Raw genomic sequence first — 13803 nt, forward strand, 5'->3', positions numbered from 1 at the left:
AGCGCCGGGCTGCTTCCATGAGGCCCGATCTCAGCATTGTGGTGCCGGTCTATGACGAGGCGGCTTCTCTTCCGGAGCTGGCCGAGGAAATTCGTGCGGTCTGCGAAGCGCACGGTTACCGTTTTGAGGTATGGTTCGTGGACGACGGTTCTCGAGACAATTCCTGGGAGGTGATCGAACGGATTCATGCCGAAGATCCGCGATTTGCAGGGGTGCGCCTGCGCCGCAACTATGGTAAAAGCGCAGCCCTGGCTGTAGGATTTGAGCGGGCGCAAGGGCGCTATGTGGTTACGCTTGACGCGGATCTGCAGGACGACCCTGCTGAGATTCCCGGGCTAATCGACTTGCTGGAATCGGGCTACGATCTGGTCAGCGGTTGGAAAAAAAAGCGGCAGGATCCTCCCGGTAAAACGATTCCAAGCCGCTTCTTTAATTTTGTCACGCGCAAACTTTCAGGCATCCCGCTCCACGACTTCAACTGTGGCTTGAAGGCTTATCGGCAGGAGGTGGTGAAAGCAGTGCGGCTCTATGGCGAACTCCATCGGTATATTCCGCTGCTGGCCTACTGGGAAGGATTCACGCGCATCACTGAAAAGCCCGTACGTCATCGGCCGCGCAAGTATGGACGCACAAAATTTGGACTGGAGCGCTTTATTCGAGGCTTCCTGGATCTGATTACGGTTCTGTTTCTGACGCGCTTCATGTCGCGTCCCATGCACTTTTTTGGCACGTTCGGCGTGCTGGCTTTTCTGGCCGGTTTTGTGATCAGTCTATGGCTTTCGCTGGAGAAACTTGTCTGGAACCAGCCGCTTACCAACCGGCCACTGCTGCTCCTGGGAGTGCTGATGATTCTGGTCGGCGTGCAGATGTTTACCACAGGATTGCTCGGCGAGCTGATCATCCGCGAGCGTATGGAGCGCCTGCCTGCCTACCAGGTGGTTGCGGAGTATCCGCCGGAAAGCGTGCGAACCGTCTGAGGATTATGGCCCGTCTGACGCTGGTTGGTCCGGTGGCTCCTTATCGAGGAGGGATCGCTCACTTTACGGAAGCGCTGGCGCAGGCGCTGCAGGCGCGGGGACATCAGGTCAGGGCGTTGAGCTTTCGTCGCCAGTATCCCCGGTGGCTTTTTCCGGGGCGCCAACAGACCGAGCCAGAACCCACCACCGCTTCCATGCCAGCCGCTTATGTGCTGGATCCGCTGCACCCATGGACCTGGCGGCAGGCTGTCCGTACGCTCCAGCAGCAGCAACCGGACCTGGTGGTGTTCCAGTACTGGCTGCCGTTTTTTGCGCCGGCCTATGGGGTGATAGCCAGATGGCTGCGCCGCAAAGGCATTCGCGCAGTCGCCCTGGTGCACAATGCGCTGCCCCATGAGCGGCACGTGCTGGATGCTGCGCTTAGCCGCTGGTTTCTGCGTCAATGCCGCGCGCGCATTGTGCTGTCGACAGCCGTCGCCCAACAACTGGCCGCCTTAGGCGTGCCGGCCGAGGTGCGGCTTGTGCATCCGATTGATCCCCGCTACGGTCCGGGGCGTCCCCGCAAGGAGGCGCGGCAACGACTCGGCTTGCCCGTTGAGGCTCCTGTGCTTCTGTTTTTTGGGTTTGTGCGTCGCTATAAAGGGCTGGACGTGCTCCTGGAGGCGATGCCGAGCATTCGGGCAGCGTTGCCCGATGTACAACTGATAGTAGCGGGTGAGTTTTATGAGCGTCCTGAGTACTACCAGGAGCGCATCCGCGCGCTGGGACTCACCTCGTGCGTGCACGTGCACGATCACTACATTCCGGAGTCATCCGTGGTCTGGTACTTTTCAGCAGCGGATCTGGTGGTGCAGCCCTATCTTGCCGCTACCCAGAGCGGCGTCGTACCCCTGGCGTTTCACTTTGAGCGACCGGTGGTGGTGACAGCAGTAGGAGGACTGCCCGAAGTAGTTCCCCATGAGATAGCCGGCTTTGTGGTGCCCCCGGACGACGTCAACGCCCTGGCCGAGGCAGTTGTGCGCTTTTTCCAGGAGGGATGGGCGGAACGATTGACGCAGGGCGTTCGACGCCTGCGGACGCGTTTTGGCTGGGATCCGCTGTGTGAGACGCTAGAACAGATGCTACCTGAAGGATGCGCTACGATCCGGTCAAAGATCGACTAGGACGATTCTTTGGGCGCCATCCGCTACTGCAGCGGCTGTTTTTCGCCCTGTTGCACCTGATTTTCCTGCGCAGTTGGTATGTGCGGCGGGCGCTGCGTCGAATTTTTGCGCGCTGGCCTACCGACCGACGCGTGCGGGTGCTCGATGCTGGGACTGGCTTTGGGCAGTACGCGTATTACGTGGCTCGTCGGTATCCGCAAGCCGAGGTGGTGGGGGTCGATCTTAAAACCGATTATCTGGAGCAGGCTCGGCGTTTTGTGGCCCGGACGCCTGTGGCTGACCGCGTGCGCTTCCTGCAAGACGACTTGACCCGGCTGCAGACCGAAGGCCCCTTTGACTTGATTCTGGCTGTAGATGTCTTGGAGCATATCGAAGATGATCTGGCTGTGCTGCGCAACTTTGCGCGCGTGCTACGACCCGGTGGTTACGTGATCATCAATACGCCTTCTGATCAGGGAGGCTCCGACGTGCACGCCCCTGGCCAGCAGAGCTTCATCGATGAGCATGTGCGTGAAGGATACAGCCGAGAACTGCTGGAAGCTCGGCTTGGTGAGGCAGGATTGGAGCCTGTCGAAAGTCACTACAGCTACGGTGCTGCAGGAGCACTGGCCTGGCGTCTGCTTATCAAATACCCGATGCTGGGGCTGCAACGAAGTACGCTGGTTTACCTGGTTCTCCCGGTATACTACCTGGTCGTGTTGCCTGTAGGACTGATGCTGAATGCACTGGACGTGGTAAAGCAGAATCGATCGGGCACCGGGCTGCTCGTGGTGGCCCGCAAGCCAGGCAGCTAACTCTTGTGCAAACCCTTCGGGCGCACGTTTTCAGGGCAAGCTCCCTTCCCCCGATCGCGGAGGCGTCCGGGCACTCGTTTGTTCTGGGTCAATACGCCAAAACGAAGAGCGTTTATCCTCGTCTTTGGTCGAGAATCCACAGCGGCGGTTGATCCCTTTGGCGCTTCAGGCGTATCTTGGAAGGGCCTGTCTGGAAGTGGTCGGGACCCCGCCGCAAACCATAAAGCAGCCCGCCGCAGACCGATGCCGAGCAAGTACATTTTTGTCACAGGAGGTGTTACGTCGTCGCTGGGAAAAGGAATTGTCTGTGCTTCCCTGGGGCGTCTGCTTGAAGCGCGCGGATTGCGCGTGACGATTCAGAAGCTGGACCCCTACATTAATGTCGATCCCGGCACGATGAACCCCTATGAACATGGGGAGGTGTACGTGACCGAGGACGGCGCCGAAACCGATCTGGACCTGGGCCACTACGAGCGCTTCCTGGGGCGGCCTACCAGTCAGGCCAATAATGTGACAACTGGCCGTATTTATCTGGAAGTCATAACGAAGGAGCGGGCCGGGGCTTATCTGGGGAAAACGGTGCAAGTCGTGCCCCACATTATCGACGAAATCAAGCGCTGGATGCTCAAGCTGGGCGAGACTGGCCAGTACGACGTGGTGATTACGGAGATCGGGGGGACGGTGGGCGATATCGAAAGCCAGCCCTATCTGGAAGCGATTCGTCAGCTTCGCTATGAACTCGGCCAGCCGAATACGCTCATCATTCACCTGACGCTGGTGCCCTATCTGGAGGCGGCCGGTGAGCTGAAGACCAAGCCGACGCAGCATTCGGTCAAGACGCTGCTCTCGCACGGGCTGCAGCCTGACGTGCTTGTCTGCCGTTCCGAGTATCCGCTGGATACGGATCTGCGGCGAAAGATTGCCCTGTTCTGTAACGTAGAACCTCGGGCCGTCATAGCGGCGCTAGATGCCGAGTCCATTTACGAAGTGCCCTTGCTGCTTCGGGAGGAAGGATTGGATGCAATCGTGATTGAGCGGCTCTTTGGAGCACAGGAGCGGGCGGCGTTGCACGAGCCGGATCTGGACGACTGGATAGACTTTCTGCGTCGGTTGAAAAGTCCAAAAGCGACCGTGCGGGTAGCGCTGGTAGGCAAATACGTGACGCATCAGGACGCCTACAAGTCGATCATGGAAAGTTTTGTGCTGGCCGGGGCTGAGCATGGCGTGCAGGTAGAGGTCAAGCAGGTACTCTCTGACGAGATCACGTCTGACAACGTGGCCGAACTGCTGGGCGACGTGTCGGGCATTCTGGTGGCGCCTGGCTTTGGCGAGCGGGGTATTGAAGGAAAAATTGAGGCGGTCCGCTATGCCCGTGAGCAGAACGTTCCGTTTTTTGGCATTTGCCTGGGCATGCAGTGCGCGGTGATCGAATTTGCCCGCAATGTATGTGGCTGGCGTGATGCGCACTCGACGGAGTTTGACCCGGACACGCCTCATCCGGTTATCGATTTGATGGCGGAGCAGAAAAAAATTACCGACAAGGGAGGTACCATGCGGCTGGGGGCCTACGACTGTCACCTGGTGGAAGGTTCTCGGGTGCGGGCTATCTACGGTACCTCGGATGTGCGCGAGCGGCATCGCCACCGCTACGAAGTCAACAACGTGCTGCGCTACAAGCTATTGGAGCACGGCATGCAGTTTACTGGATTGAACTTAGAGCGCGATCTGGTAGAAATCATTGAGTTGCCCGATCATCGATGGTTCATCGGTGTGCAGTTCCATCCTGAATACAAATCGACGGTGGGACGACCGCATCCGCTTTTTTCTGCGTTTGTGGCTGCCTGCGTTGAGTATGCCCGTGAGCGGGGGCAATTGCAGACGCCTCGGCCCCGGCGGCGCCAGAAAACGCTGCGGCTGGCTTCTGCTCGCATGTGATCAGGCGCCCAGCTCCAGGGCGTAGTAAAGACTCAACAAAATCGTCAGTACGTACAGAATCGGGTGCACGGCGCGCGGGCGACCGCGCAGCACTTGCAGCAGGACATACGCGATCAGGCCGAAGGCAATTCCGTTGGCAATAGAGTAGGTAAAGGGCATAAGGGTAATGGTTAGAAAGGCGGGAATTGCCTCCTCGTATTTGCGCCAGTTTAACGTGGTTAGCCCCTGCATCATCAGCACACCCACCAGAATCAGGGCCGGTGCAGTAGCCGCTGCCGGTATGGCGGTAAAGAGGGGCGCCAGGAAAAGCGAGAGCAGGAAAAGCACGGCGACCACCACGGCAGTCAGGCCGGTGCGGCCTCCTTCTTCAATGCCAGTGGCCGATTCGATGTAGGTGGTAACGGTGCTGGTGCCCAGCAGGGCGCCCAGCGTAGTGCCGACAGCGTCAGCCGTAAAGGCTTCGCGGGCCCGTGCCAGTTCACCGCGAGCATTGAGAAAGCCGCCCAGTCGCCCGATGCCCATCAGCGTGCCGGCCGTATCGAAGAAATCCACAAACAGAAAGGCCAGCACGACGCTCAGCAGTTTGGCATGGAGCAGCGTGCGGAAGTCAAACGCGGCGAGCGTTTCCCGGGGCAGAGCTGGAAACTGCACCCAGCGTTCTGGTAGCGGAGCCAGTCCTGTCAGCCAGGCCCCCAGCGTACCTGCCAGAATGCCCAGCAGCAGGGCCCCGGGGATACGGCGTACCAGCAGGAGGCTCATAAGAACCAGTGTGCCCAGCGCCAGCAGCGTAGCAGGGCGCGTCAGGGGGCCCAGCGTAACGAGCGTGGCAGGGCTATCGACAACCAGACCGGCGTTTTGAAAGCCAATAATGGCCAGAAATAAGCCAATTCCTCCGGAGGTGGCCACCTTCAGGGGATCCGGGATGGCCCGGAGAACGGCGCTGCGCACTCCGCTGATCGCCAGGACGAGGAACAGCACACCTTCGACGAAGACCGCCGCCAGGGCTACCGGATAGCTCACGCCCATTCCCTGCACGACACCGTAGGTGAAGTAGGCGTTTAGCCCCATGCCGGGTGCCAGGGCAAACGGATAGTTGGCCCAGAGTCCCATGACCAGCGTAGCGATTGCCGAGGCCAGCGCAGTCGCGCGCGCGACGTCGTCGGGAGGCATGCCGGCATCTGCCAGGATCTTGGGGTTGACCAGCAGGATGTAGGCCATGGTCAGAAAGGTGACGACGCCTGCGCGCACCTCGGTCAGCACCGAAGTGCCTCGTTCTGACAGGCGGAAGTACCGGTTCAGCACGGCAAAGCAAGCGCAGCGCGTCAGCGGCTGCTGGAATATGCGAACGGTTGTGGGGGACGGGCAAGTTGATGTGTTTAGAAAAGCCGTCGAAAAACGGCCCGAATGCGGCCGATGATGTAGCATCCTGGATCGTCAGGAGGAAAGACGGCTTCCAGGTATGTACGGTTGGCGGGTAGCAGGTGAATCCGGTTGTTGGCGAAGACGAAGCGACGCGCCAGCAGGAGTTCGCCCACGAGGCAGGCCACCAGCTCTCGATTGGACAGGGCGTCCCGGGGGACTTCTTCGATCAGGAGCAGGTCGCCTTTGAAGATGCCGTCGCCGCTCATGCCATCATCACCTGCTCGGCCGATCAAGCAGGCGTCGGGATCAAGGCCGCGGGGGAGGAAAAAGGGATCGACAGAAAGAAAGCCGGCCGGTCGGGCTCGGAGTCGTTCCGGTTCATGGCTGGCGGTGCGACTGATAACCGGGAGGGTTGGGGCTTCGTCGGTGAGGGCAAAGGGATCTTCGGTATCGAGCAGGTGGAGGCCGCGGGCGGCGCCTGGGTCGCGGCGCAGGTAACCTTTCTTCTCCAGCGCCTGGAGTAGCTTGAAGACGCCGTTTGTAGAGCGGATGCCCAGAGCTTCGCCGATCTCCTGAAGCGTTGGGGGTTTATGATGGCGGCGCTGGTAGGCGCGGATAAATTCGTACGCTTCGTTTTGTCGAGCGGTCAGCCGTCCTTTCATGGGAGCGTGCAGGGTAAACAGGCTCCTCTAAGATAATAAGGTGAAAATATTTTTACCATATTGTTATCATGGGTGAAAATATTTTCACCTCCATGGCTAAAACCGGCTTTTTGGGCTCCTGGACAGAGGTAAACAGGCTATCTCGTCCAGAAAAAATGCTTTTCTTTTGGCCGAATCTCTTGACTTTTTGAAAAAATACTGTACCTTGTGAAGGCGGTGGGGAAAAGTGGGGAATTTTCCCATGCCCCGTAGTAATTTGGGGAGCGCTCCGCACGAACTATATGGCGAGCTTCAAGGGACAGGCCGCATACTCCGTAGACGAGAAGGGGCGGGTAGCCATCCCGGCCAAAATGCGGGCTGTCCTGAAGCCAGAGGCGAAGGGGACCTTCACGGCCACGCGCGGCTTCGAGCGTTGCATTTTTCTCTACCCGCTTGACCGCTGGGAGGAGATCGAAATGCAGATGATGAAGCTCAATCTGTACCAGCGGGAAGCGCGCAACTTCGTGCGGCAGATTCTGCGCTGGGCCGAGGAGGTTACGTTAGACAAGCAAGGGCGTGTGGTGCTGCCCAAAGTTCTGATGGAGTTTGCAGGCATTACGGATCGGGCGCTCATCATCGGTGCGCTCGATCACATAGAGATCTGGAATCCGGCTACGTTCGAGCAGTTTGTGAACGAGCAACCCTTGGATTACGAGACGCTGGCTGAGAAAGTGATGGGGGTGTGAGTGCGCAGCAGAAACATCGGGGGGCAGAGGCGGCGAGACCCTACGGCTCGCCGTATCATGTGCCTGTTCTTTGTCAGGCTGTTGTCGAGGGGTTGGTGACAGACCCGGCGGGGTGCTACGTGGATGCTACGATAGGAGGGGGTGGGCACGCAGCCGCCTTGCTTAATGCGCTGGCACCCCAGGGCCGAGTTATCGGCATCGATCGAGACCCGGAGGCGCTGGAGGCTGTGCGTCATCGGCTGGGCGATGCGATTGCGGCAGGAAGGCTCCTGCTGGTGCAGGGCAACTTTGCAGACTTGGAGACCATCCTGAATCGGCTTGGAGTGGAGCAGATTGATGGGGTGCTGCTGGACCTGGGCGTCTCGTCGCACCAGCTCGACGAAGCCCTGCGGGGGTTCAGCTTCCAGGCTGCCGGGCCGCTGGACATGCGCATGGATCCGACAAGTCCCGGTCCGACGGCTGCGCAGCTTCTGGAGCGATGGAGTGCGCACGAGCTGGCGGAGGTGTTGCGCCGCTATGGCGAAGAGCGACGGGCCCACAAGCTGGCTCGGGCTATTTGCCAGGCGCGGCCAATCACGACGACTACGGAACTAGCCGAAGTGGTGCGGCGCGTGGTGCCCGCCCGGGAAGCGACCAAGACACTGGCGCGCGTCTTTCAGGCGCTGCGCATTGCCGTCAATGACGAGCTGCAGGCATTGGAGCGGGTGTTGGTGGCGGCTACGCGGCGCGTTCGGCCGGGCGGACGGCTGGTTGTGCTCAGTTACCATTCGCTGGAGGACCGGCGCGTAAAGCGCTTTTTGCGCTATGGCAACCTGGCCGGGGAGCCGGTGCGTGACTTCTACGGCCGCCTGCTGCGCCCCTGGCGGCCGCTGACCCGCCGGGCAATCCGACCCTCCGATGACGAAGTGGAAGCCAACCCGCGTGCCCGAAGCGCTCGCCTGCGCATTGCTGAACGCATCGCAGAGGCCGTCTCTGAAACGTCATGATTACGTCCCGTTTACGGAAAAACAACCGCAGCCGGCAGCCTGGGCCGAGACGCCGTCGGACGGCGCGCTCAGCCGTTCGCCTGCCTTCGTGGCGTGAGCTGGCGCGTCGCGAGGCTCTGGCTGCGGCAACCCACCGGTCCGAGAAGCCGCGCCTGTCGGTGCGGCGGTTGATGGTGTACGTGCTGGCAGCAGCCGCCCTGTTTACGGGCTACGTGTGGCACGTATATGCGACGCGCGAGGCGCTGCAAGAAGTTCAGCGGTTGCGGCGAGAGCATCTGCAACTCGTACTGGAATACAATCGGTTGCGGGGAGAGCTGGATCGGGCAACGAGTCCTGCGGTCGTTTACGAGCGTGCCCGGGCGCTGGGGCTGGAAGAGGGCTTTACCTACGGTCCGGTTGTAATTCGCGTGAAACCTTGAGCTAATGCGCACGCGCTGTGGAGCCCCGCGATCAAATGCTGACGCGCATGTACGTGGTGCTGGTGCTGGTGGCGCTCTGGCCGCTGGCAATTACGGGACGCATGTTCTGGATTTATCTGGGAGAAGGGACGGTCTTGCGGGCCGAAGGGCAACGGCAGGTGCGGGCGGTTGTAACGATTCCCGCCATGCGGGGCGAAATCCTGGATCGAGCGGGACGGGCGTTGGCTGTCAATACCGTGCGCTACGACCTGGCGCTCGATCCAGAAGTCGAAGGGTTTGCAGCCCGGGCTTCTGCGTTCTTTGAAAGACTGGCTCGTTTGACCGGCAAATCGGCTGCGTATTTCCGACGGCGGGTGGCCCGGCGTCAGAGTCCGCGCTACGTTGTGCTCTGGCGAGGCCTGACTGAAGCGCAAAAGACAACGATAGAACGCTGGAAGGTCCCCGGCGTCATCCTGGAGCCGCACTTCACGCGCTGGTATCCCTACGGGTCGTTGGCCGCGCATGTGCTGGGTTTTGTAGGGGCCGATGGGCATGGGCTGGCCGGGCTAGAACTGCAATACGATCGATACTTACAGGGACGGCCCGGGCGGCGTGTGGTGCAGCGCGACCGGCGTGGCGTGCTTAAGCCGATGGTAGGAGGCGAAGTCGTTGAGCCGGTGCATGGACAGACGCTGGTGCTGACGCTTGATCTGATCCGACAGACCATTCTGGAAGAGGAGTTGGCCCGTGGCGTAGCAGAAGCCGGTGCTCGCTGGGGTACTGCCATTGCTATGGATCCGCGGACGGGCGCCGTGCTGGCTATGGCCAACGTTCCCACTTATGATCCCAATCAGCCTACTGCCGCGCCGGAGGAAGCGCGCCGCAACCGGGCTATCACCGACCGCCTGGAGCCCGGGTCTACCTTCAAGCTTGTTGCGGCCATCGCGGCGCTGGAGCAGGGCGTTGTAGCGCTGGACGACACCATTGATACCGGAGATGGATGGGCGGTCTTCGCCGGGCGCACCATACGGGACGTGCACGCCTACGGACGTATCTCCTTCGCCGAAGTGCTGGTGCATTCCAGCAACGTAGGTATTGCCAGGGTGGCCACGCAGCTTACTCCCGGCATTCTCTATCAGTATGCTCGGAATCTAGGCTTCGGCCAGCCTACGTTGATTGATCTGCCCGGCGAGGTGAGCGGTACGCTCAAGCGGCCAGATCAGTGGAGCGGCACCACGCTTACCTCTATGAGTATGGGCTATGAAGTCGATGCCACCCCGCTTCAGATTCTGGCCGCCTACTGCGCATTGGCCAATGGAGGACTGCTGGTTCGACCCTACGTCGTGGCCGAACGCCGCGCAGTCACCGGCGAAGTGATCTGGCGGGCGCGGCCCGACTCTATCCGGCGTGCATTCCGACGCGAGACGGCCCGGCGGTTGCTTCCCGTCTTTGAACGGGTGGTCAATGAAGGGACGGGACAAGCGGCCCGAATTGAAGGGCTACCGGTAGCGGGCAAGACGGGCACCGCCTCGAAAGTAGTGAAGGGACGGTACCAGCCCGGGGCTTATCGGGCATCCTTTGTCGGTCTGTTCCCGGCGGATGATCCGCGCGTAGCATTGATCGTGGTGCTCGACGAGCCCCGGCGCAGTATCTATGGTGGACAGGTGGCAGCGCCTGTCTTTCGGAGGATTGCAGAACGCTGGATCGGCACCTTCCCCAAAATTGCAGAGCGCATAGCACCCCGCGAAGCGTTGCCCGAGCACGTCATGCGACCGTTGCCGTCGGTCAGCGGACAGCCGCTGGCGGTGGCGGCTGCGCGGCTCTGGGCGGAGGGACTGGAAGTGAGAACCATTGGGCCGGAAGCCGAGCAGGTGTTTGTGGCCACCCAGCGGCCAGCACCGAATGCTCTGGTAGGGCCGGGAACGACCGTGCGTTTGCAGACTGTGCGTTCGGATACGCTACCGCGCCGCATGCCCGACCTACGGGGATTGAGTGCCCGGCAGGCCCTCTACTGGTTGGCCACCTATCGCGTAGCGGTGCGCGTGAAAGGCCACGGGCAGGTAGTAGCGCAGTGGCCCAGACCAGGGACACCCTTACCCAAGGAGGTATATCTGCAATGCCAGTAGCCATCCCACGTGAACCGATACCGCTGACGCAGGTGCTTCAGCGCCTGGAACGGGCAGAACTGCTGCGGACGGTCGTCGGCTCAGCGGCCGAGCGGCAGCTTACGCATTTGACAGATAACAGTCAGGAGGCGCGAGCGGGCGGGTTGTTTGTGGCCGTTCGGGGAGAGCGCGTCGACAGCCATCAGTTCATTGATCAGGCTATAGCTCAGGGAGCTGTTGCCGTGGTCGGCGAAGCCATACCAGAAGCGTTTGCCGAGCGATTCCCCGACGCCGTCTTTATTCAGGTGTCAAACAGTCGGCGCGCGCTGGGCCTGCTGGCCACCATCTTCCACATGAATCCCGCCCGTCGCCTGCGGCTGATCGGTATTACTGGTACCAATGGCAAAACGACTACAGCGTTTCTGGTCTATCACATGCTGAATGAAATTGACGAAGAGACCGGACTGATCGGTACGATCAGCTATCGGTTTGGCCGGCACGAACTCCCTGCGCTGAATACCACGCCGGGCCCCATCGAGCTGAACCATCTGCTGCGGCGCATGACCGGCGTGCCCTGTAAGAACTGTGTCATGGAGGTCTCTTCCCATGCCCTGGCACAGGAGCGGGTGGCCGGACTGCCGTTCTCCATTGCTGTTTTTACCAACCTGACGCGCGATCACCTGGACTATCACGGCTCGTTCGAAGCTTACCTGAAAGCCAAAAAGAAGCTCTTTGATGGCCTGACGTTTCGCGCTACGGCGCTCTATAACATCGACGATCCTAGCGGACCGGCTGTTGTGGCCGACACGCAGGCATGCCGGATCAGCTATGGGCAGCGCGAGGAAGCCCAGTTGCGCATGCGCATCGTCGGCCACACTCTGGAGGGGCTCATGCTCAACATTGATGGTCGTTTCCAGCGCTTTCCACTGGTAGGGCGGTTCAACGCGTACAATCTCCTCGCTGCGTACGGGGTCGGGCGGGCGATGGGGCTGGATCCTGACCTGTTGCTGGAGGCGCTGGCGCACGTGCCCCAGATACCCGGCCGGTTTGAACGCTTCACCTTTGAGGATAACACCACCGTCATTGTGGACTATGCGCATACGCCTGATGCGCTGGAGAATGTGCTGCGCGCAATCCGGGAGGTCATGCCAGAAGGCGCGCGACTGTGGTGCATTTTCGGATGTGGGGGCGAGCGCGACCGGGGCAAGCGACCAATGATGGGGGCTGTTGCGGAACGACTGGCCGACTGCGTGATCGTGACGAGCGACAATCCTCGGGCAGAAGACCCCGAGCAGATTTTTGAAGATATTCGCCAGGGCATGCGGCATCCAGAAGCCGTGCTATGGGAGGTGGATCGGGCCCAGGCTATTGAGCAGGCGGCTAAGCTGTGTCGCCCGGGCGACGTGGTGCTGGTGGCCGGAAAAGGGCATGAAGCCTACCAGATCATCGGCACCGAGAAGATACCGTTTGATGATCGTCAACTAGTGCAGGAGTTCTTTGAGCATTACCACACGCCAGCGCGTCCGCCCTCGTTCAGGTTTCTGTAGCGATGCTTTACTACTTGCTCCAGTATCTCGAAGCCACCTACCAGCCGCCCGGTTTTCAGGTTTTTCAGTTTATCACGGTTCGGGCGGTGCTGGCTGCGCTGACCGCGCTAGCCCTTTCCCTTTTTGTAGGGCGTCGCATCATCCGATGGCTGCAGCGCAAGCAGCTAGGCGAGCATGTGCGGAACGACATGCCGGTCAGCCATGCGCACAAAGCCGGCACACCAACCATGGGCGGCCTGATCATTTTGCTGTCGCTGCTGACTTCTGTGCTGCTATGGGGAGCAATTGCTGAAGTGTACGTCTGGCTGGCCCTGCTGGCTACTGCCTGGATGGGTATGTTCGGGCTAGTTGACGACTACATCAAAACCATTCTACGGGACAAGCGAGGCCTGGCCCCTCGCATTAAGCTGATCGGTCAGGTCAGCCTTGGATTGATTGTGGGCGGCGTGCTTTATTTCCACCCCCAATTTTCAGAGATCCATACCATTACATATGTGCCCTTTCTTAAAGATCGCGTTTTCGACTACTACTTCTTTGGCAATAGATTGTCGGTGGACATCGGATGGGTCGTGTATCTGCCGGTGGCGGTTTTTGTGGTGACTGCTGTGTCCAACGCCGTCAATATTACTGACGGGCTGGATGGGCTGGCAGCAGGAACAACGGCGTTTGTAGCGGGAGGGTTGATGGTGTTTGCCTACATCTCGGGTAATGCGATCCTGGCCGACTTTCTCAATGATCTGTACCTGCCCGGTGCGGGCGAGCTGGCCGTATTTGCAGCCGCCATGGCGGCGGCCTGTCTGGGTTTTCTCTGGTTTAACGGCTATCCTGCCCAGGTTTTCATGGGTGACACAGGAGCGCTGGCACTGGGCGCGGCTGTAGGAACGCTGGCTTTGATGGTTAAAAAGGAGCTGCTCCTGCCATTGCTGGGCGCTGTCTATTTCATTGAGGCGCTCTCTGTGATTATCCAGACGACCTATTTCAAATACACGCGCTGGCGCACGGGCACCGGACGCCGCGTGTTTCGCGTGGCGCCGCTGCATCATCACTTTGAAGCAAGGGGGCTCCATGAATCGAAAATTGTCATTCGATTCTGGATCGTGACAGCCCTGACCGTATTGGCTACGCTGCTGACGTTGCGGATTCGGTGAG

At 60.2% G+C, this 13803-nt stretch carries 12 protein-coding genes; 10 read left to right on the forward strand and 2 right to left on the reverse strand.

The features are described 5' to 3' along the window. Positions 1–17: 17 nt before the first annotated feature. From BUA15_RS04005 to BUA15_RS04020, 4 genes are all read left to right on the forward strand, one after another. Complete coding sequence (locus BUA15_RS04005) at positions 18–977, forward strand: glycosyltransferase family 2 protein (protein WP_072714686.1); 960 nt, start codon at positions 18–20, stop codon at positions 975–977. Positions 978–982: 5 nt separating this feature from the next. Further along, positions 983–2140: a glycosyltransferase gene (locus BUA15_RS04010; RefSeq protein WP_072714687.1), complete on the forward strand. Its 1158-nt coding sequence runs from the start codon at positions 983–985 to the stop codon at positions 2138–2140. Next, positions 2110–2934 (forward strand): class I SAM-dependent methyltransferase, encoded by an 825-nt coding sequence (locus tag BUA15_RS04015; RefSeq protein WP_072714688.1) that lies wholly within the window; start codon positions 2110–2112, stop codon positions 2932–2934. Before BUA15_RS04010 ends, BUA15_RS04015 begins: the two co-directional genes overlap by 31 nt. Before the next feature lie 243 nt (positions 2935–3177). After that, on the forward strand, positions 3178–4869 hold the full coding sequence (locus BUA15_RS04020) for a CTP synthase (protein ID WP_072714689.1): 1692 nt from the start codon (positions 3178–3180) through the stop codon (positions 4867–4869). Here the strand turns inward: BUA15_RS04020 and BUA15_RS04025 are convergent, their stop codons facing one another. Together BUA15_RS04025 and BUA15_RS04030 are read right to left on the reverse strand one after the other, a co-directional pair. Continuing rightward, positions 4870–6171 (reverse strand): NCS2 family permease, encoded by a 1302-nt coding sequence (locus tag BUA15_RS04025; RefSeq protein WP_072714690.1) that lies wholly within the window; start codon positions 6169–6171, stop codon positions 4870–4872. A gap of 74 nt (positions 6172–6245) precedes the next feature. Further along, positions 6246–6893, reverse strand: coding sequence for a LexA family protein (locus tag BUA15_RS04030; protein ID WP_072714691.1), 648 nt, complete (start codon positions 6891–6893; stop codon positions 6246–6248). A 281-nt stretch (positions 6894–7174) separates the two neighbouring features. Here BUA15_RS04030 and mraZ point away from each other — a divergent pair, with 281 nt between their 5' ends. Genes mraZ through mraY form a run of 6 tightly spaced genes read left to right on the forward strand, consistent with a single transcriptional unit; the run spans position 7175 to position 13802 of the window. Beyond that, complete coding sequence (gene mraZ / locus BUA15_RS04035) at positions 7175–7618, forward strand: division/cell wall cluster transcriptional repressor MraZ (RefSeq protein WP_072714692.1); 444 nt, start codon at positions 7175–7177, stop codon at positions 7616–7618. Next, on the forward strand, positions 7615–8604 hold the full coding sequence (rsmH, locus tag BUA15_RS04040; RefSeq protein WP_072714693.1) for a 16S rRNA (cytosine(1402)-N(4))-methyltransferase RsmH: 990 nt from the start codon (positions 7615–7617) through the stop codon (positions 8602–8604). The genes mraZ and rsmH overlap by 4 nt, the downstream gene beginning before the upstream one ends. Continuing rightward, complete coding sequence (locus tag BUA15_RS04045; RefSeq protein WP_072714694.1) at positions 8601–9023, forward strand: hypothetical protein; 423 nt, start codon at positions 8601–8603, stop codon at positions 9021–9023. The genes rsmH and BUA15_RS04045 overlap by 4 nt, the downstream gene beginning before the upstream one ends. A gap of 17 nt (positions 9024–9040) precedes the next feature. After that, a complete protein-coding gene (locus tag BUA15_RS04050; protein WP_245771913.1) occupies positions 9041–11128 on the forward strand; it encodes a peptidoglycan D,D-transpeptidase FtsI family protein in 2088 nt (695 codons plus the stop codon). Beyond that, positions 11119–12654 carry a UDP-N-acetylmuramoyl-L-alanyl-D-glutamate--2,6-diaminopimelate ligase gene (locus BUA15_RS04055; RefSeq protein ID WP_072714696.1) on the forward strand — a complete coding sequence of 512 codons (1536 nt, stop codon included), beginning with the start codon at positions 11119–11121 and terminating at the stop codon, positions 12652–12654. Before BUA15_RS04050 ends, BUA15_RS04055 begins: the two co-directional genes overlap by 10 nt. Before the next feature lie 2 nt (positions 12655–12656). Then, complete coding sequence (gene mraY, locus BUA15_RS04060; RefSeq protein WP_072714697.1) at positions 12657–13802, forward strand: phospho-N-acetylmuramoyl-pentapeptide-transferase; 1146 nt, start codon at positions 12657–12659, stop codon at positions 13800–13802. The last annotated feature ends 1 nt before the right edge of the window (position 13803 follow it).

It is taken from the genome of Rhodothermus profundi (assembly GCF_900142415.1).
Taxonomy (GTDB): Bacteria; Bacteroidota; Rhodothermia; order Rhodothermales; family Rhodothermaceae; genus Rhodothermus; species Rhodothermus profundi.